The sequence below is a fragment of the Vibrio splendidus genome (assembly GCF_003345295.1).
In the GTDB taxonomy this organism is placed as follows: Bacteria; Pseudomonadota; Gammaproteobacteria; order Enterobacterales; family Vibrionaceae; genus Vibrio; species Vibrio splendidus_K.
This window is the reverse complement of the sequence record NZ_CP031056.1, coordinates 1859534-1878112: the sequence shown is the minus strand read 5'-3', so window position 1 is coordinate 1878112 and position 18579 is coordinate 1859534. Positions and strand designations below refer to the sequence as shown.

Below are 18579 nucleotides of genomic sequence, written 5' to 3'. Positions count from 1 at the left end.
CCTTTGGCTTTAAATAGCGACCATAGTCGCGGCTTTCTTCATCGCTTCCTTAGTCGAGCATTCAATCACGTTCGCGTTAGCAAAGCGGTGTGCGTCTTTCACTTGAATATCGTGAGCCAAGATAACCAGCCTTGCGTTAGCCACATCTAGGTCGCTGATGCGGTTCTGAATACCGTTTTGACCTTGTGTTTCTACCTTAATCTTAAGACCTGCTGCTAAACCTGCTTTCTCTAGTGCTTTTGCTGCCATGAAGGTGTGTGCAACACCAGAAGGACAACATGTTACTGCTACGATGTCGTACTCGCCTTCGCCTGCTACTGGAGCCGCTTGAGCTTGTACTGGCGCTTCAGCCATGTCTTCATCGGTTTCAACAGCCACTGGTTTCCAGAAGCCAACGATAACGGCTGTGGTTAGTGAGCCAAGTGCAATACCGACGACGTACATTGGAATGTTGCTTGATACTGGTGCCGTAATTAGGCCGCCCCACGGTGCGTGCAATAGAACGTCTGTCATGAAGCCAAACACACAACCAACAATACCGCCGGCAACGATTGAAGGAAGTACGCGCATTGGGTCATTTGCTGCGAATGGGATAGCACCCTCAGATATACCGATAGAACCCATGATTGCTGCTGCTTTACCTGCTTCTTGCTCTTGTTTAGAGAACTTGTTTTGGAATAGGAAAGTCGCCAATGCCATACCTAGAGGTGGCGTACAAATCGCGATGCCTACGCCGCCCATTAGCCACGGTTGTGTGTCTACTTGAGTTTGAGCAAATAGGGTCGCTACTTTGTTGATAGGGCCGCCCATATCAAACGCAGTCATACCGCCAAGGATTGTGCCTAGAACCATCTTAGATGCGCCAGCCATTGAAGCTAAGAACTCGTTCATAGAAGACATGAACAGTTTGATTGGCTCACCGATGCCCCACAATACGATACCTGCAGAGATTAAAGTGCCTAGAAGCGGGTAGATGAAGTAAGCACCTAGCGCTGTCATGTTCGCAGAAAGCGGGATCTTCTTAAGTTGGAACACCACGCCACCGGCGATAAAGCCTGCCACGATACAGCCAAGGAAGCCGCCGCCCATGTCAGCCATGATGCCTGATGAGATCATGGCTGGCGCTAGTGCTGGTTTATCTGCAATTGAGTAACCAATAAAGCCGCCAAGAATGATTGGGAAAAGAACAAGGCCTTTGATACCGATATTAGAGATGTCTGCCAGCAGGCCGTCGGCCGGAACCGCACCTTTGCCTGATGCCATTACCGCTAAGGCCAATAGAACACCGCCAGCTACGATGAAAGGCAGCATGTGTGAGGTTCCGAAAAGCAGGTGGCCTTTCATGGTACTAAGGATTTTTTTAAAGTCGCTACTACTATTCTTATTATTAGAATTGCTACTGGTATTCGTAGCTTGAGTTGTTAGGGTGCTCATAATTTTCTACGCCTTATGAATTAATTAAAATATTAAGGATTTGTTGTTCGTCTTTTGCGTTATGGATATCTTGAATAAATTCATCACTGAATTTTCCAAACAGTTCTTGTAGTACATAAATATGATGGTCAGCACCGTTGTCGGGTGAGGCAATCATAAAAAACACGGTTGGGTTGATGCCGTCTTCATCGCCATACTCAATGCCTTCACGCTTTACACCGACAGCGATTGCCGGCTCAGTGACAGCCTTGCTTTTTGAGTGTGGGTAAGCGATGCCGTCCATCGAGGTAATGCTCTGAGATTCACGAATTTCGATGTCTGCCAAGAAGGCTTCTTTATTACTGATTCGGTTGCTTTCAAATAACATTCCTGCCAATTCTTCAAACAGTTCTTTTTTATTATTCGCTTGAAGGTTGTTATTAATTAAGTTGACGTTAGTTAGCTGTGTGATCATTTATTAACTCATTCACTATTGAAGTTCTTGAATTAAAATTAATGGATTAACCTGATTCGCGAAATAGCAAATAAAAGCCCTTCACTGTACATTTGTATCCAGCAAAATTAAGTGTGATTTGCATCATTAATGCAGTGTGATACGGGTCATACTTAATGGCGTTTTGATTATGTTTTGATACGCCAATAGGCTTCGTAAAAACAAAAATGCCCCGCAAAAGCAGGGCATGATCAGTGTGAGTTTATTTAGATTTTCTCAGTGCTGACTAACTGTAAGCGCGTGCAACACGCCCAACACAATCCAGTTTGTAACTCTCAGCATAAGCGGGAATGAAAACCGATTGGCCTTTCTCTATCACACAGGTTTCACCGCATTGATGGGTGAGCACCATGGATTCATCGAGCGGCAGCAAGATCTCTGCGCCCTCAGTAGTGATCTCTCTCTTATGAGAATTCTGGACGATAGAGAACTTAAAATCCTCGACGGGAATTTGGTATTCCATTACATCACCTTGCTCAACTGGGTTTAGCAGTAACCTATCCGCAGGCTTTTCATTGAATTGAGTACAAGAGACTAGTTCATTGATATCCATGTACTTAGGTGTCAACCCGGCACGAAGCACATTATCGGAATTCGCCATGATCTCTAATCCAGTCCCTTTGATGTAAGCGTGGGGCGTTTCGGCATCCAAATACATGGCTTGCCCTGGCTTTAGGGTGATCACATTCAATAGCAGCGGGGCAAACAAACCGACATCACCCGGATACTGTTGTTCCAACTCTGAAATCAACTGGAACACAGGTGTATCTGAAAGCTTCGCCTTCATCAACAACATAGTGAGTGCCATTTCTTTTTGTTCGTCTTCCAAAGATAACAGGCTTGCGAAAAAGCACGCTAATCCATTCGGTGTTTGATCGCCCGCTAAATCGTTGATCATCGAATGCAGCTCTGGAATATCGAGGTAGTGGAAATGTTCAAGGATCTCGTCGATCGACCTAAAACCATTCATCGCCGTGTAGTCGGTTAGGGCATACACCAGTTCTGGCTTGTGATTGGCATCTTTGTAGTTACGGTTGCCCGCCGTCATTGGAATGCCTTGCTGCTCTTCGAGTGCATACCCAGATTCCGCTTGTTGCTTATTCGGGTGTACTTGAACTGAGAGCGCTTTCTCTGCTGCTAATACCTTAAACAGATACGGCAGCTCACCAAAACGACTCGCCACTTTCTCACTTAGAAACAGGTTTAGGTTCTGAGAGATCAAGCTCGATAGGGTGGTTTGCTGCCCGTTATTGTTCACCATAGAACAACCATTGGGGTGAGCGCCCATCCAGATCTCCGCTTGCGGCTCACCAGATTGGTTATCAATACCAAACAGTTGGCTAAACGAAGAAGAGCTACCCCATGCGTAGTTCTGAATCACGTTGGTCATAGGGTAGAAAAAGCGTTGTACGAACGAGTCGTTCGCTAAAGAAAAATCAGACATCGAAATCACCATGAAGGGAAACATGGCTTGAGCTCTATTCGACCTATTTGCAACTAAAGTGTTAGCTACTAAAAAAAGAGAGTCGAAGGGCTCAAGCCATTGGAGTTGAAATGGCTTAAGCCGCTGCTGTCGTTAGCTTGGCTTTGCGTAGATTTTTAAGCGTGATACAAGTCACCGCAGTCACACCCGCACCTGATGCCATGCACAGAAGTGCCAGCAGTGGGTAGTTCATAGCACCTAACAGAGCCACAACGGGACCACCGTGGGCAACGCTGTTGGTGATACCAAACGAGAACGCCATAACCGCTGCCGTCATTGAGCCAAGTACATTGGCAGGGATAACCGACATCGGGTCTTGAGCTGCGAAAGGAATCGCACCTTCAGAGATGCCCACCAAGCCCATCGCACCTGCTGCCTTACCCGCTTCAATTTCAGAAGATTCGAATAGGTCGAACTTACGGCCAAGTCTGGTTGCGATAGCCATACCCAGTGGAGCAACAGGAATTGCACACGCCATTGCACCCATGAATTGAGTTTGACCGCTCGCAATCATGCCGACCGAGAATAGGAACGCCACCTTGTTGAATGGACCGCCCATATCGAAACCAGCCATACCACCAAGGACAATACCTAGCAGAACCACGTTGCCTGTACTCATGCTCGTTAGCAGCGCAGTCAGTGCATCCATCAGCCCAGCGATAGGTGCACCAATCACAAAGATGAACAGACCCGCGATGAACAGAGAGCCAGTGATCGGAGCGATCATGATAGGCACAAGCGGCTGAACGAATTTGTGGTAGTTAAATGAGGTAATCCATTTAACGAAGTAACCGACTAATAAGCCTGCGATGATTGCGCCAATGAAGCCTGTACCTGCGTCAGCGCCGTAGAAAGAACCGTTGTTCGCAATCCAACCGCCAATCAAGCCAGGGGTTAGGGCAGGGCGGTCAGCAATCGCGTAAGCAATGTAGCCAGCCAAGATTGGGATCATCAGGGTGAAGGCAACTACGCCCACTTCTAGAATTTGGTTCCACATGCTGCCCGCAGGAATCGCCATGCCGGATTCACTTGGCTCGCCGCCAATGGCCAGTGCAAGTGCGATCAATAGGCCGCCAGTTACTACGAATGGGATCATGTGTGATACGCCATTCATCAAGTAACGGTAAAGGTCTGAACGCGCTTGTGAGGCTTTTTCTACAACAGATTGGTTGGTCGGCGCTTGGTCTGCTTGATAACTTGGTGCGTTGAGCGCTTGCTTAATTAAACCTTGTGCGTCTTTGATTGGTGCTTTTACGTTGGTGCTGATGACGCGTTTTCCCGCAAAGCGCGCCATGTCGACCTGCTTGTCACAAGCCACGACAATCGCGTCAGCACGTTCGATCTCTTCTTGAGTTGGGCTGTTTTTAACACCAATAGAACCGTTGGTTTCGACCTTGATGTCGTAACCAAGTGCCGCCGCGCCTTTCTCTAGTGCTTCTGCTGCCAAATAAGTGTGTGCAACGCCTGCAGGGCAACCTGTAACACCAATGATGAAGCCTTGCTTCTCAACGTTGGTTTCGGTTGTTGATGGTTCAGGTTTAGTAAGCAGTAGTTCCAACGCCGCTTGTTCTGAGTCGGCATTCATGAAGCTTTTGATAAAGCCTTCTTCAATCAGTTTTGAAGAAAGCTCTGCTAGAACTTCGATGTGATGGTTATCGCCGCCATCTGGAGAGGCAATCATAAAAAAGAGTTTGGATGGCTGACCGTCATCTGCGCCGTAGTCGATGCCCTGCTTGTGGACGCCGATCACAACCGCGGGTTTGATTACCGCGCTACTTTTCGCGTGTGGAAGGGCGATACCTTCTTCAAAGCCAGTATTACCTTGTGCTTCACGCGCCTTAATATCGGCAAGAAATTGTGTTTTATCTGAAATTCGACCCTGTGCATAAAGCACATCTATTAGCTCTTTAAATACGTCTTCTTTTGAATTAGCGCTAAGCGAAAGCTTAATCAAATCTTGATTGATCAATGTCGTGATCATAATGAACCCCTAATACGTTTTTATTTTGTAATGGGTATTCTGGAATTGATCACTCACCTTCTGTAGTGCAGAAAAAATGCATTTACTGGATGATTGTTGCGTTCTAAAAAGAGTGTGATTTTGATCGGTATAACAGTCGACTTTAGGGCTATCTTGACAGCGTTGATAATGCAACGAGGCTTTTATTTATAAAGGTTGTGGCGTAGTGGTCTATTTTGAAAATGACGTTCTATATCAGTTTTTAGACTGGATATTTATTTCTATGACTGGATTTTTGTAACCTAGATCTCAAATTGTGATTTTGCTCAATAGCGCTATGTTTCACTAAGGGGTATATCTATTCTCGTAGCCTTATTGCTGCCCATCAGAGTACGAATAATGATATTTCATGACTTAATCTCCTCGGTGCTAAATGAGAGAGAACCGTTTCATAACATCTGGTTTGCTGGAGATTTTCATACTCCTTCAGCTTTTAGTTATCAGGTGAACTTTCCGCGTTTAGAGTTGGTTCTAGACGGAGAGTATATTAATGAAATGGAAAGTCATGATCGCAAAATCACTAACGTTATTGCCAAAGCCGGAGATGCGATTTTCATTCCGCCTAACTGCTGGAATAAGCCTAATTGGGATACCGATTGTTCTGTGTTGAGCATGTTGTTTGGGCGTCGTCAGCTTGGTTTAAGTTTGGTGAGTAAGCGCAAAGGGGAAGAGAGTTTCTATGATATTCAAAAGCACAGTATTCAGACTCGATCTGGGTTTGCGATTGATAACATTCTAGAGGCGCTTAGCTCACTAGCAAGAGAGAGCAACAAGCAGCCTATGGATGAGTTATTGCTACAGGCTCTTCTTCAATACAGTAAGTCGATGTTGGATGCGCCGGTCGAGAAGTCTCACAGCCGAGTGCAGGATGTGTATCAGGGGATTTGTATCTACATTCAAGAGAACTTCCATCGCCAAATAACCCGAGACAGCATTGCCTCACGCTTTAGTATTTCATCCAATCACTTGTCACGAATGTTCCGCCAGCAGGGCCATATGACGCTGGCAGAATACATCACACGCGTGCGAGTCGACCGTGCCAAGTTCATGCTCAAAAAGTACAACTTCAAGCTCAATGAAGTGGCGGTGCGTTGTGGCTTCAAGGACGTGAATTACTTTTGTCGAGTGTTCAAAAACCGAACAGGAAGAACACCGACACAATATCGTGGGTCAATCTGATATATCCTAAAATTCCCTTTTCTGACCTGAGCTTATACGACCGAAATTTGTATGACTAGATCATCATTGCTGACTCCGATCTGTGGTGATCCATTTGCTTTGTGTTCTCCTCTAGTGTTTATTCCTACGCTTCATCTCTAAGCTCGTTTTTCTATTTATCCCACTTCACTAAATAACCCTAATTAATAACATTAAGGGTTAGCTTTGCGAGTTGCTTATTATTTCCGCTCCCTATTGATTGAATTAAACGTGTGAGAGTTGATGTATTAACGCGATGCATTTAATGAATGTTAAGTAAATTAAAAACCACTTATCGAGACGACAAAATATTGTTATTGTTGTCCGAGTTACTGATTGATGTGATTTTAAGTTATTGATTTTAAATGTTTACCTTGTATCGGCTTATTCTTTATTTACTAGCGCGTAATTAATGCCTTGAAATTAAATATTCAGGTTTATATGCCCCATCACAACCTTGACTTATAATACTACAAATTAAGATTTCTACGGATAATATGCTCTTCAGATATTAATAATAAAGAAGACTTATACATGGAACTCAATACTCTGATCGTAGGAATTTATTTCCTTTTCCTTATCGCAATAGGTTGGATGTTTAGAACGTTCACCAGTACAACCAGTGACTATTTCCGCGGGGGCGGTAACATGCTTTGGTGGATGGTTGGCGCAACTGCGTTTATGACTCAGTTCAGTGCTTGGACTTTCACCGGTGCAGCAGGTAAAGCGTATGCTGATGGTATGGCTGTCGCGGTTATCTTCCTAGCAAACGCATTTGGTTACTTGATGAACTACCTGTACTTTGCTCCGAAATTCCGTCAACTGCGTGTAGTAACGCCAATTGACGCGATACGCATGCGCTTTGGTAGCTTCAACGAGCAAGTGTTTACTTGGTCTGGCATGCCGAACAGTATTGTATCTGCAGGTATCTGGCTAAATGGCTTGGCGATCATCGCATCGGGCATCTTTGGCTTCGATATGACGACAACCATCGTTCTAACCGGTCTTGTTGTACTGGTGATGTCGGTTACTGGCGGTTCATGGGCGGTTATTGCGTCTGACTTCATGCAGATGGTTATCATCATGGCGGTAACAGTAACGTGTGCTGCGGTAGCTATTGTGCAAGGTGGCGGTGTCACTGAGATCATCAACGACTTCCCTGTAGCAGAAGGCGCATCATTCGTTTCTGGTAATAATCTGAACTACGTAAGCATCTTCGGAATCTGGGCATTCTTCATCTTCTTCAAGCAGTTCAGTATCACCAACAATATGTTGAACTCTTACCGTTATCTAGCGGCAAAAGACTCTAAGAACGCGAAGAAAGCGGCGCTGTTGGCGTGTATTCTGATGACAATTGGTCCAATCATTTGGTTCATGCCACCTTGGTTTGTAGCAGGACAAGGCGTTGACCTTGCAGCACATTACCCAGATGCAGGTTCTAAAGCAGGCGACTTCGCTTACCTTTACTTCGTAGAGCAATACATGCCAGCGGGTATGGTGGGTCTTCTTATCGCAGCGATGTTCGCAGCAACCATGTCTTCTATGGACTCAGGCTTAAACCGTAACTCAGGTATCTTTGTTATCAACTTCTACCAACCGATTCTTCGTCCAAACGCGACAGAGAAAGAGTTGATGGTTGTGTCTAAGTTGATGTCTTCGGTCTTCGGCGTCGCCATCATCCTTATCGCACTGTTTATCAACTCGCTGAAAGGATTGAGTTTGTTCGATACTATGATGTACGTAGGTGCCTTGATTGGTTTCCCTATGACCATTCCAGCATTTTGTGGCTTCTTCATTAAGAAGACTCCAGACTGGGCAGGTTGGGGTACGCTAGTCGTTGGCGCGATTGTGTCTTACATCGTTGGTTTCGTTATTACCGCTGAAATGCTACAAAACTGGTTCAACCTTGAGCCGCTAACAGGCCGTGAATGGTCTGATTTGAAAGTAGCGGTAGGTCTGATTGCTCACTTAACGTTTACTGGCGGCTTCTTCATTCTGTCGACTTTGTTCTACAAACCACTAGAAGCGTCTCGTCAGAAAGATGTTGATACCTTCTTCACTAACCTTGCGACACCTTTGGTTTCTGAATCAACAGCACAGAAGAAACTGGATAACAAACAACGTCACATGCTGGGTTCATTGATCGCAGTGTCTGGTGTAGCTGTGATGGCGATGTTTGCTCTACCAAACCCATTCTGGGGAAGAATGATGTTCGTACTGTGTGGTGGTATCGTGTTTATCGTTGGTCTACTGTTAGTGAAAGCTGTAGACGACTCGGTTGAGGATGCGAAACAAGCGAAAAAAACAGCTTAAGTTAGCTAACCAGTTAAACAAGTAATCAAACATAAAACGGCTGAGCTCTAATGCTCAGCCGTTTTTTGTTGTGTGAGCAAATGAGCATAGAAGGGTTGGATAGGTGTCATAACAGGAGATAAATGGATTCGCTGAACTTGACCAGAACAGTTGAATTAGATGGGGATGAATTAGATGGGGTGAATTAGAATAAAAATTAGATAAGACGAGATGAGATATACATCAACAGGGCTTGCAGGTCGACACTGCTTCGAGTCTTTTGCAGACGTTCATTGACCTGATCGTGAAGCAGGTTTCGAGTTAGGTTGGTCGCCGCCACAATGTGCTCACGCTGTGGTTTGGTTGGCAGAACAAGAGCAATGGCAACGTGTACTTGGCCAATTTGAGACGCCCAATCAATCGGGTCGTCACTGACGATGACCGCAATCGAGAGATCTTGAGTCGATTCAAACATTACATGTGGAAGTGCGATTCCCGGGGATACACACGTAGACGAGCGTTCCTCTCGCTTAATAAAGGCCAGAATAAGCTCATCAGGATCGTTTGGGTGAACTAAGTGAGCGAGTCCTTTTAAGCATTCGAATTTGGTTAATTGGGTTTGTGCTTTGGCATGATGCCATTTGATCTCGCAAGGTGGGCATATCTGCGGCATACGCTGAATCAAATCGTTAGAGAACTCATGGTTTACTTGCGATCCAACCATGGCGTAATGCTCGGCGATTATGTCTTTAAGAACAAAGCACGCCAGTTCCGCATCGATACCAACAGCGGTTATCTGACATAAATCACCACGAAGTAGACCGGCTTGTAACATCGCGACAGATTTGGATAGATCGGCCGTTCGATTTTGAGTGATGTTGATAATACGGATGTTACTTTTGAACTTCTTCGCTAAACGGGTGAGAGGCTGCGCAACGTGAGAATTAGCCGCTGGGTCGTCTACGAAGAAGGTGATCTGATATTCGTTCATACCGAGGATTAGCTGCGACAAGGCTTCGTATCACGACAAGGTTTTAGGTCACGACAATGCTTGATAAAGACCTTTTCGACGCTTAACAGTACTTCCTCCATTGAGATCAACACGGTTTTCGCAGGATCAAATCGGTTTGGTTGTTCAATGTCGATATCGGAGACGATCAGGATTTTATCAGCTTGCACGATGTCGTGATCTGTTAGTAAGTTTTCAATACCCATAGCACCTTGCGTTTCAACCTTGATTGAAACGTTGAACTTAGGGGCAGTTTTAATTAATGCATCCGCTGCCATGTAGGTATGGGCAATGCCTGTAGGGCACGCAGTTACCGCTACAATTCTCATTATTATTCTCGGCTTGTGTGGATCAGATACTATTATCCGAATCTGTGGATTTTATGGATTGCCGTTTTTAATTCAAAGGTGGACGTCACACTCTGAGTTCTTGGTTACAATTATCCAGTTAATGCACTTTTCGTCCTATATATTGAGAAGCCTTGCGTCGTTAATCTTTTCATCTCATTAACTTCTTTAGCTCATTTACTTAAATCGGCACTCGTACGAGGCAGCATATGGATATCACTAACATTATCGAGCCAGAGATTATCTGCTTGGAATTACAGGCAGACTCGAAACAGGCGGTATTTGAAGAGCTTGTTGAACTGCTCGACCGTGCCGGTAAGCTCTCGAGTAAAAGTGATTTCCTTGATGATATCTGGAAGCGTGAAGCTATAGGTAATACTGGATTTGATGATGGTATTGCGATTCCACACGCGAAAAGTAAAGCCGTAGCTAAACCTGCTGTCGCCGTTGGTATCAGTCGTTCTGGAATCGATTATGGGGCCGACGGTGGTGAATTGTCTGATGTGTTCTTCATGCTCGCTTCACCCGATAACAATGATGGTCATCATATCGAGGTATTGGCTCAAATATCGACCAAACTGATTGAAGATGACTTTGTTACAAAATTAAAGGCGATGGAGTCGGTAGAGGAAGCTTTAGAGTTGTTTCTCGAAGCCAATTCTGACTCTTTCGACAGCTACGCCTCCAACTATCATGAAGTGTACATCGAGCCGCTCAGCCCTTGGGCTCAATCTCTCAATCGCCTTAAAGAACACTTGTTGTACGGCACTTCACACATGATTCCATTCGTGGTCGCGGGCGGTGTTCTATTGTCTTTATCTGTAATGATGTCTGGTCACGGTGCCGTTCCAGAGAGCGGCGTTCTGGCTGACATTGCACAAATGGGTATTGCGGGCTTAACGCTTTTTACCGCCGTGCTCGGCGGTTACATCGCGTATTCAATGGCAGACAAACCGGGTTTAGCACCAGGCATGATTGGTTCTTGGGTGGCGGTTAATCAATACAACACTGGTTTCCTTGGTGCGATTGTGGTCGGCTTTTTCGCAGGCTTTGTGGTTAATCTACTTAAGAAGATCAAGCTGCCAGACAGCATGATCTCGCTGAGCTCTATCTTCATTTATCCGCTTGTCGGCACTTTTGTTACCTGTGGGGCTGTGATGTGGGTGATTGGTGCCCCCATTGCGCAGGTGATGCTTGAGATGAATCAAATGCTGACTGGCATGGCTGGCTCAGGAAAAGTGGTGCTGGGTAGCATTCTAGGTGCAATGACCGCGTTTGATATGGGCGGCCCAATCAACAAAGTAGCCACGCTGTTTGCACAAACTCAGGTGAATACTCAGCCATGGTTAATGGGGGGCGTTGGCATTGCCATTTGTACACCCCCATTAGGTATGGCGCTGGCGACTTTCTTATCGCCGAAGAAGTTTAAACGAGACGAACGCGAAGCAGGTAAAGCGGCAGGTATTATGGGAATGATTGGCATCAGTGAAGGTGCAATCCCATTTGCAGCGGCCGATCCTGCGCGTGTTCTGCCTGCGGTTGTGGCTGGTGGCATTGTCGGTAACGTGGTTGGCTTTATGTTCCATGTAGTAAACCATGCTCCTTGGGGGGGCTGGATTGTTTTGCCTGTGGTTGATGGCAAGATTGGCTACATTGTTGGGACGTTAGCGGGTGCACTGACGACGGCTGCGATCGTGATACTGCTTAAAAAGAATGTGGTTGAAGATGAGTCTCGCTCTAATCAATTTGCGGGTGGTTCGGTCACGGAAGAAGGGCAAGCTGATGTACTTGCTATTACTTCTTGCCCGTCAGGTGTCGCGCACACTTTTCTGGCGGCTAAGTCTTTGGAAAAGGCAGCACATCATCTTGGGGTTCGGATAAAAGTCGAAACACAAGGTGCAAACGGGATAGGCAATCGCATTACACAAAAAGATATTGAAAAAGCTAGGCTAGTGATTTTTGCTCACGATGTGGCAATCAAAGAAGTCGAGCGCTTTGCGAACGTGAAAACCTTAGATGTTAGTACTAAGGAAGCGATGCTTAATGCGCAAGCGTTAATCATGACGAAAGTATCAAAGTAACCGGCTCTTGAGATTGGCTGAAAAGCGATAAATAAAAAGACGCCCAAGTATTGATAATAATACTTGGGCGTCTTTTTATATGGTCTGAGCTTATATAAGTTCAGTCTCTAAAAAGGGTGGTACTTAAATACGTCCTCAACCATCGAGTTGAGTAATTCGATGTCGTCGCATGTTTTCGCATAGGTACGCAGGCCAGCGATTTGAACTTGAACATGACGAGCAAGCTGAGCGGGTTCTCGCTCTTTGCTTATCTCGCCTAGATCTTGTGATTCAGCTATCAACTTGGCGAATTCACCTTCCATGATCTTTAATGATTTCTTCGCTTCTGCTAATAATTCTGCGTGCTCGTCAGTCAGTTCAGCAACCGTTTTAGCTAACATGCACATGCCGTTAGGAGAGCTCTGTTTAGATTCGACGACTGCGCGCTTTACAAAATTTTCGAGTGCTTTAATCGGCGAGTCCGTTTCACTGCGGAAGCGGTTCAGATTGAGAATGCCAAGCTCGGTATAACGAGCAAGAGTTTCCTTAAATAGGCCTTCTTTGCTGCCAAAAGTCGCGTAGATGCTGCCCGGACGCATATCAATCACGTCTTGTAGATTGCGCATAGAAGTGGCGTGAAAGCCCTTTTCCCAATACAGGTTCGTTGCTTTATCTACTACATCTTGTCTATCGAACTTCGCTGTCTTGGCCATAATATCTACTTCATTAATCTGAACATATGTTCAATATTTTATGCTGAACGCCCGTTCTAGTAAAGAAGAGCCAGCAAGAAAGTAAGCCGCTTAGTTTAGTTATTTGCTAAGTATTTGAAATAAAGTGGCCAGTGTGTAGCCACAAGGCTGTATTACGCGTCGACTACTTCTACAGTTTTATGTTGCGCGCCGTAATAGGTGCCTTCATCAATGGTATACATTAGAGTTTCATCGCATTCTGGGCAGTTGAATTCTTCGTTGGGTTCAATTGCTGCCTCTTCTACCCACTCCCATCCAATGTTTTCTTCGCAAGCAGGACAATTCATAAAACCTCTAATTATGCATCTACGTTATTTTTAAGAGATCGGCATTATACATATTTGATGTTGAATTTATAGATGATCGCGAGTGCATTGTTTGGTAAAGATTATACTGCGAGTGCCGATCTACCTCTTTATGGTTATGCAAAAGCTGTCAATTTTTAGTCACTCCGCCAATAAAATGTTGTTGCACGCATTTGTCTGGCTACTAAGGTTGCATAGCTTGCAGTTTTATAAATAAATCAATGAGTTTTGTAAGGTTAAGTGTTAGATTTATCGATTGCCGTCGATATAGAACGGTAATTGTTAAAACTGAATAATTATATGATCTCAACAAGGGTATGCCGGTTTAGAAGTGTGTCTAATTACATGACAGATAGAGATTTGTTAGCTGCTAGGGAATAAAAATGAAATTATCCGATATGTCTTTTAAGCAAAAAATTATTGCTTTGCTTATTTTGCCGATCTTAGGGTTTCTATGGCTCAGTGTTTCTGCGATTTCAAAAGGCGTAGAAACGACGAGTGAAATGTCATCATTGAATCAACTGACACGCTTGTCGGTTGTTTACAGTGAATTGGTACATGAGTTGCAAAAAGAGCGAGGCATGACGGCTGGCTTTATCGGCTCTCAAGGCACTCAATTTGTGAGTGAATTACGTTCACAACGTACTAGTGCGGATAGTCGACGTGATCAGAGAAACGAATACTGGCAGTCGGCTGATATCGATCTGCCACAGATCAATCGCTTGAACAGTGAAATAAGCCAAAGCCTTAATCAAATAACCACGATTCGAAACCGAGTGGATTCTCAATCAATTCCACTCTCTGAGGCGTTAGGTTACTACACAAAACTGAATGCAAAACTGCTTAGTGTATCGGCTTTGATTGCGGAACTGAGCTCAGACTCGACGATTACTACTGAAACCATCGCTTACTACAATTTCTTGCAAGGTAAAGAGCGTGCGGGTATCGAGCGTGCTGTCCTCAACAACACCTTTTCTAAAAATGAATTTGGCCCAGGTATGTTGGTTAAATTCATCTCTTTGGTGACTGAGCAAAATACCTATTTCTCGAACTTTGAAGTTCTGGGTAACCCAGACAATGTTCGCTTTTTTGAACAACAATTGAATGACCGCTCGGTCGCGGAAGTCGAGAAGCTTCGTGATGTGGCTGAATCGAAAATGAGCGGATTTGATGTCGACCCTGTCTATTGGTTCGCGCAATCAACGGCGCGCATTGTTCAGCTGAAGAAGACCGAGAACCAACTGGCAGACTCTCTTATTGCATTGACTGATCAGAAAACTCAGCAAGCTCAATCAGCAATGATGGGCAGTATCACGATGTTTGTTGTGATTACTTTGTTTGCAACCTTTGTCAGTTTCAAAGCCATTACAGACCTAACCACTCGAGTCAAAGACCTGAATTTAGTGCTTTCAAAGGTTCGTGATGACAATGACCTAACGGTTCGCGCAACTTACTTGGGTGAGAGCGAGCTTGGTCAGATATCTTCATCGCTTAACGAAACGTTAGAGAAGTTCTCTCAGGTGATCGATAACTTGTCTCAATCAAGCTTAACACTCGCTTCGGCAGCAGAAGAGACGGCGCAAACTTGCCAATACAACTCCAATACATTAGTTGAGCAACAAGACCAAATTGGGCTGATTGCAACGGCAACTGAAGAGCTTTCGGCAACCGTGAATGAAGTCGCGGCTAAAACGCAGCAAACGGCAACTTCGGCGAAAATGGTGGACCAACAGTCACAAGCCGGCTTGAGCACAGTTCAACACTCTTATGAATCGATTGAAATCTTGGCATCTGAGATTAACGGCTTAGCTGAGAAAATTACCCACCTACACGAAAGCAGCAATAACATTAACAGCGTTATCGATGTGATTAAGTCGGTTGCTGATCAAACAAACTTGTTAGCACTAAACGCAGCGATCGAAGCGGCACGTGCAGGTGAACAAGGTCGTGGTTTCGCGGTGGTAGCTGATGAAGTTCGTACATTGGCTCAACGCACTCAAGAGTCGACGTTGGAAATTGAAGGCTTCATTAGTTCGCTACAGTCTGATGTTCAAACGGCGTTCAATGTGATTGAGAACAGTAAGAAAATGTCATCAAGAGCGGTTGAAGATTCGCGAGAAGTAGAACAAACGCTACAAGATATTTCTAGTGCTGTGAGCGAGATATTCAGCATGACAGAGCAGATTGCAACGGCAACAGAAGAGCAAGCGGTCGTGACACAAGACATTGCTCAGAACGTAGTGGCAGTTGAGCAGAAGTCGACCGAGTCGACGACGGGCGCAACGCAAATTGCAGCAACAGCCAAAGAACAAGCAGAATTGGCAACATCGCTGAAAGAGCTCTCGAATACGTTTAAGAGTTAGCAGCTCAGAGCTAGAAGCTTTCTATCTTATATAAAAATGTCCCGCCTAGTGCGGGACATTTTTTTAGGAGTAAAAACGACCAGTAGAGTCGCTTAGAGCTCGAATAGTACGTCTGTGCGAATAATGTATTTTGTCCCAGAAAGTATCGGTGCTGAGCCGTGTATACAATGAGCAGGGTGAGTACCGTGAGGAAAACACAGGACACTACCACTGGGTGTTCTAACCGATTCTATATCTGCACTCTCATGATGATGCCCTTGACGACGAGCAGGCTTACTCGGGTCATCATGGCTAACCATGAATTGGGTTTCGCCACCGACGAAATCATCACTCAAGAGAAGTAAAAAGGTATACATGCTCCAACGGTCGCCAAAAGAGTCATCGATCAGTTCTCCATCGACAACTTGACTACCGGGCCAAGAGCCATCCGTGTGCATTTTAAAGAAATCCCCTTCATCGTAGCGATAAAATCGAAAACGACCGTTAATGCCTAGAGGTTTCACACCAGCAAAATGGTCGTACTTATCAACGAAATGATCTTTGCAACGCTTCCAAATAATGTCGAGGGTTTCAGTATCCGCGATCAAGTTGAGATTCTGATTGTGACGAACTTCTCTCGGTAAAGAAACTGCGGCATCTTCTGTAAAACCAAGTTGGTTCGCTTCATTAAGTATCCGCTTAACCTCTTCAGGAAGCAGCACATCTCGCAACTGGAAAGCACCGGGAACGTTGTCTACTTCAACGCGTGATACCGCGTTAACGTTCTTATCAAGTGCAAATGGATTAGCCGATTTTGGTGCCCATACTGGTAGGTCACTGCGCTGAGTGCCTGATTCTCGTCTAACAACGTAGAAGTTCTGTTCGTTATTCATCATGAACCCTTATTTTGAAACCACTTTTACTTGTGCAAACTGACGGTGCCCGTCAACCGAGCCGTGGTAACCAAGGCCACTCTGTTTCGCACCAACCCATGGAGCATCACCACTGCCGCCTTGTCCTTGATTAATGCCAACCATGCCAGCATCAAGTTCGTCAGCAACGTCATTGACGCCTTGGTTTCCGAACACCACGGCACCCAACCCGTACTCGCTGTCATTAGCGCGCTCAATGGCATCATCAATATTTGAGTAACGACTGATAGCAACAATTGGACCAAAGGTTTCTTCTGTCTCCAGTTTCATTTCTGCTGTCATTCCGGTGATAACCGTAGGGCGGATATAACGCTCGGGTTGTTCAATACCGCCTAGAAGGAAAGTAGCCCCTTTTTGTTGTGCGTCTTTTAATTGTTCAACGATTTTTCCATGTTGCGTGGCATTGATGATTGGCCCGATATTTACGTTCGGCATATCCCACGGGCCAATCTGGTACATGTTGGCGATCTCGGTGACACGTTGTTCAAATTTTTCAGCGATACGATCATCAACATAGATACGTTCAATCGAAGTACACATTTGCCCTGAGTTCTCAAAGCTGCCTGCGACGGCAAAGCGAGCTGCTTGTTCTAAGTTAGCATCGCGCATCACTATCATGGGGTCTTTGCCGCCCAGCTCCATTACAAGGCGTTTCACTTTGCTTGCTGCACGAACCATGATGTCTTGGCCTGCCGCTTTAGAGCCGGTGAACGCAATCATTTGAATGTCACCTTCAACTAAAGCCTTACCCGTTTCGCGATCGCCATGCAAAATTGTTAATACGCCTTCGGGTAGGTGTTTCTGTAGCTCACCAAAGAATGCTTGAGCGATAAGAGGGGTCTCTTCAGAAGGTTTTAGAATCACGGTATTACCCGCGACTAACGCAGGCACGATGAGGTTATTTGCCATCATCACCGGGTAGTTCCAAGGAGAGATTACACCGACAACCCCAAGTGGGCGATATTGAAGCTCTGTTGACCCCGACAATTTGCGAGTGTTGAGCGCGCGTTGTGCTTCTCCTGCATAATGCTGACCCATATAAATCGCGCCTGTTGCTTCGCCAATCGCACGACCAATATCTTTACCCATTTCTCGGGCAAGTAATTCTGAGAAGGAGTCTGCATGCTGATCAAGGTGTTGGTAAGCTCTAATAATGGTTCGCACGCGCTCATTTATCGGGAGTTTTCTCCATGCTTTTTGTGCTGCCTTTGATTGGCGAACCGTTTGAACTACTTCATCTCTAGAGGCGTTATTGACCTCTCCAAGTAGTTCTCCATTACTAGGATTAAAAGATTGAATAGACTTGCTCATGTTTACCAACTCCGTTTAATTTTTCATATATTTTTTCTATTTAATGCCATATCTTAATAGCTAGATATCGAGAAATCTCGATATCTAATCTTCTGAAAATAGACAAGATTAAAATGGACGGCGTTATCCACCCAGTCTGTTTTGATTCTGCTTGTTAGAGTGAGTTAGATAACTCTTTTAAAAACGTCTCGATGTATTCGTCATTACGCTTGTAGTACGTCCACGAGCCAATGCGTTTTGAAGTAACCAACTTTGCACGCTGCAGGTTCGAGAGGTAAGAAGAAACGGTCGATTGGGATAAGCCACTCTTCTCTTGAATAATGCTAACGCATACCCCCTCAACATCGGTATCAACGAGTTGTTTCTCTAGGTTAAAGTGCTCTTGAGGCGACTTAAGCCAATGAAGAATATCTCTGCGTACAGGGTTGTTGATTGACTTTAAAACTTCATTCATATCTGACATGGCGTTTGGCTGCTGTTTTCGATTAACGTGAAATATACTCTTTAAAACAAGGTATCGCAATATCTCGATATTCTAATTTCGCTACATTGAGGTAAGAATGTCATTCACGTTTATCGTCGGCGTGTTGATTTTCATAGTT

15 protein-coding genes are annotated in these 18579 nt (G+C 45.0%); 4 read left to right on the top strand and 11 right to left on the bottom strand.

Annotation, left to right across the window (positions count from 1 at the left end):
- Positions 1-9: 9 nt before the first annotated feature.
- The 4 genes from DUN60_RS23900 to DUN60_RS23885 form a co-directional block, all read right to left on the bottom strand.
- Entirely contained in the window at positions 10-1434 is a 1425-nt protein-coding gene (locus DUN60_RS23900) for a PTS fructose transporter subunit IIBC (protein ID WP_114635680.1), read from the bottom strand.
- 13 nt (positions 1435-1447) lie between these two features.
- Positions 1448-1888 carry a PTS sugar transporter subunit IIA gene (locus DUN60_RS23895; RefSeq protein WP_102420624.1) on the bottom strand — a complete coding sequence of 147 codons (441 nt, stop codon included), beginning with the start codon at positions 1886-1888 and terminating at the stop codon, positions 1448-1450.
- Between the two features lie 265 nt (positions 1889-2153).
- Positions 2154-3371: a mannose-6-phosphate isomerase, class I gene (manA, locus tag DUN60_RS23890; RefSeq protein ID WP_114635679.1), complete on the bottom strand. Its 1218-nt coding sequence runs from the start codon at positions 3369-3371 to the stop codon at positions 2154-2156.
- Between the two features lie 115 nt (positions 3372-3486).
- Entirely contained in the window at positions 3487-5391 is a 1905-nt protein-coding gene (locus DUN60_RS23885) for a PTS fructose transporter subunit IIABC (RefSeq protein WP_114635678.1), read from the bottom strand.
- 378 nt (positions 5392-5769) lie between these two features.
- Between DUN60_RS23885 and DUN60_RS23880 the strand changes: the two genes are divergently transcribed.
- Positions 5770-6609 carry a helix-turn-helix transcriptional regulator gene (locus DUN60_RS23880; RefSeq protein ID WP_114635677.1) on the top strand — a complete coding sequence of 280 codons (840 nt, stop codon included), beginning with the start codon at positions 5770-5772 and terminating at the stop codon, positions 6607-6609.
- 552 nt (positions 6610-7161) lie between these two features.
- Positions 7162-8940 (top strand): sodium:solute symporter family transporter, encoded by a 1779-nt coding sequence (locus tag DUN60_RS23875; RefSeq protein ID WP_017090435.1) that lies wholly within the window; start codon positions 7162-7164, stop codon positions 8938-8940.
- Between the two features lie 196 nt (positions 8941-9136).
- On the opposite strand, the gene DUN60_RS23870 is transcribed toward DUN60_RS23875, so the two are convergent.
- Both DUN60_RS23870 and DUN60_RS23865 read right to left on the bottom strand, forming a co-directional pair.
- Complete coding sequence (locus tag DUN60_RS23870) at positions 9137-9910, bottom strand: PTS sugar transporter subunit IIA (protein WP_114635676.1); 774 nt, start codon at positions 9908-9910, stop codon at positions 9137-9139.
- Between the two features lie 8 nt (positions 9911-9918).
- Entirely contained in the window at positions 9919-10257 is a 339-nt protein-coding gene (locus tag DUN60_RS23865; RefSeq protein ID WP_054546249.1) for a PTS fructose transporter subunit IIB, read from the bottom strand.
- A gap of 227 nt (positions 10258-10484) precedes the next feature.
- Between DUN60_RS23865 and DUN60_RS23860 the strand changes: the two genes are divergently transcribed.
- Positions 10485-12356, top strand: a complete 1872-nt coding sequence (locus DUN60_RS23860) for a fructose-specific PTS transporter subunit EIIC (protein ID WP_114635675.1) — start codon at positions 10485-10487, stop codon at positions 12354-12356.
- A 107-nt stretch (positions 12357-12463) separates the two neighbouring features.
- Here the strand turns inward: DUN60_RS23860 and DUN60_RS23855 are convergent, their stop codons facing one another.
- Both DUN60_RS23855 and DUN60_RS24635 read right to left on the bottom strand, forming a co-directional pair.
- The gene (locus tag DUN60_RS23855) at positions 12464-13048 is read right to left on the bottom strand and encodes a TetR/AcrR family transcriptional regulator (protein WP_065206324.1); all 585 of its coding nucleotides are present in this window, start codon (positions 13046-13048) and stop codon (positions 12464-12466) included.
- A gap of 152 nt (positions 13049-13200) precedes the next feature.
- Complete coding sequence (locus tag DUN60_RS24635) at positions 13201-13374, bottom strand: hypothetical protein (RefSeq protein WP_162838716.1); 174 nt, start codon at positions 13372-13374, stop codon at positions 13201-13203.
- Between the two features lie 401 nt (positions 13375-13775).
- Here DUN60_RS24635 and DUN60_RS23850 point away from each other — a divergent pair, with 401 nt between their 5' ends.
- On the top strand, positions 13776-15755 hold the full coding sequence (locus tag DUN60_RS23850) for a methyl-accepting chemotaxis protein (protein WP_114635674.1): 1980 nt from the start codon (positions 13776-13778) through the stop codon (positions 15753-15755).
- 92 nt (positions 15756-15847) lie between these two features.
- Here DUN60_RS23850 and DUN60_RS23845 read toward each other — a convergent pair whose 3' ends face one another.
- The 3 genes from DUN60_RS23845 to DUN60_RS23835 all read right to left on the bottom strand — a co-directional run bounded on the left by DUN60_RS23845 (position 15848) and on the right by DUN60_RS23835 (position 18440).
- Positions 15848-16627 carry a 2OG-Fe(II) oxygenase family protein gene (locus DUN60_RS23845; RefSeq protein WP_114635673.1) on the bottom strand — a complete coding sequence of 260 codons (780 nt, stop codon included), beginning with the start codon at positions 16625-16627 and terminating at the stop codon, positions 15848-15850.
- Positions 16628-16636: 9 nt separating this feature from the next.
- Positions 16637-17977, bottom strand: a complete 1341-nt coding sequence (locus tag DUN60_RS23840) for an aldehyde dehydrogenase family protein (RefSeq protein ID WP_114635672.1) — start codon at positions 17975-17977, stop codon at positions 16637-16639.
- Between the two features lie 154 nt (positions 17978-18131).
- Positions 18132-18440, bottom strand: coding sequence for an ArsR/SmtB family transcription factor (locus tag DUN60_RS23835; RefSeq protein WP_054546255.1), 309 nt, complete (start codon positions 18438-18440; stop codon positions 18132-18134).
- Positions 18441-18579 lie beyond the last annotated feature (139 nt).

What these genes read in the sequence shown, in the direction of transcription:
- DUN60_RS23900 (WP_114635680.1), bottom strand. Translation starts at nt 1,434, where the DNA reads ATGAGCACCCTAACAACTCAAGCTACGAATACCAGTAGCAATTCTAAT.
- DUN60_RS23895 (WP_102420624.1), bottom strand. Translation starts at nt 1,888, where the DNA reads ATGATCACACAGCTAACTAACGTCAACTTAATTAATAACAACCTTCAA.
- manA (WP_114635679.1), bottom strand. Translation starts at nt 3,371, where the DNA reads ATGTCTGATTTTTCTTTAGCGAACGACTCGTTCGTACAACGCTTTTTC.
- DUN60_RS23885 (WP_114635678.1), bottom strand. Translation starts at nt 5,391, where the DNA reads ATGATCACGACATTGATCAATCAAGATTTGATTAAGCTTTCGCTTAGC.
- DUN60_RS23880 (WP_114635677.1), top strand. Translation starts at nt 5,770, where the DNA reads ATGATATTTCATGACTTAATCTCCTCGGTGCTAAATGAGAGAGAACCG.
- DUN60_RS23875 (WP_017090435.1), top strand. Translation starts at nt 7,162, where the DNA reads ATGGAACTCAATACTCTGATCGTAGGAATTTATTTCCTTTTCCTTATC.
- DUN60_RS23870 (WP_114635676.1), bottom strand. Translation starts at nt 9,910, where the DNA reads ATGAACGAATATCAGATCACCTTCTTCGTAGACGACCCAGCGGCTAAT.
- DUN60_RS23865 (WP_054546249.1), bottom strand. Translation starts at nt 10,257, where the DNA reads ATGAGAATTGTAGCGGTAACTGCGTGCCCTACAGGCATTGCCCATACC.
- DUN60_RS23860 (WP_114635675.1), top strand. Translation starts at nt 10,485, where the DNA reads ATGGATATCACTAACATTATCGAGCCAGAGATTATCTGCTTGGAATTA.
- DUN60_RS23855 (WP_065206324.1), bottom strand. Translation starts at nt 13,048, where the DNA reads ATGGCCAAGACAGCGAAGTTCGATAGACAAGATGTAGTAGATAAAGCA.
- DUN60_RS24635 (WP_162838716.1), bottom strand. Translation starts at nt 13,374, where the DNA reads ATGAATTGTCCTGCTTGCGAAGAAAACATTGGATGGGAGTGGGTAGAA.
- DUN60_RS23850 (WP_114635674.1), top strand. Translation starts at nt 13,776, where the DNA reads ATGAAATTATCCGATATGTCTTTTAAGCAAAAAATTATTGCTTTGCTT.
- DUN60_RS23845 (WP_114635673.1), bottom strand. Translation starts at nt 16,627, where the DNA reads ATGAATAACGAACAGAACTTCTACGTTGTTAGACGAGAATCAGGCACT.
- DUN60_RS23840 (WP_114635672.1), bottom strand. Translation starts at nt 17,977, where the DNA reads ATGAGCAAGTCTATTCAATCTTTTAATCCTAGTAATGGAGAACTACTT.
- DUN60_RS23835 (WP_054546255.1), bottom strand. Translation starts at nt 18,440, where the DNA reads ATGTCAGATATGAATGAAGTTTTAAAGTCAATCAACAACCCTGTACGC.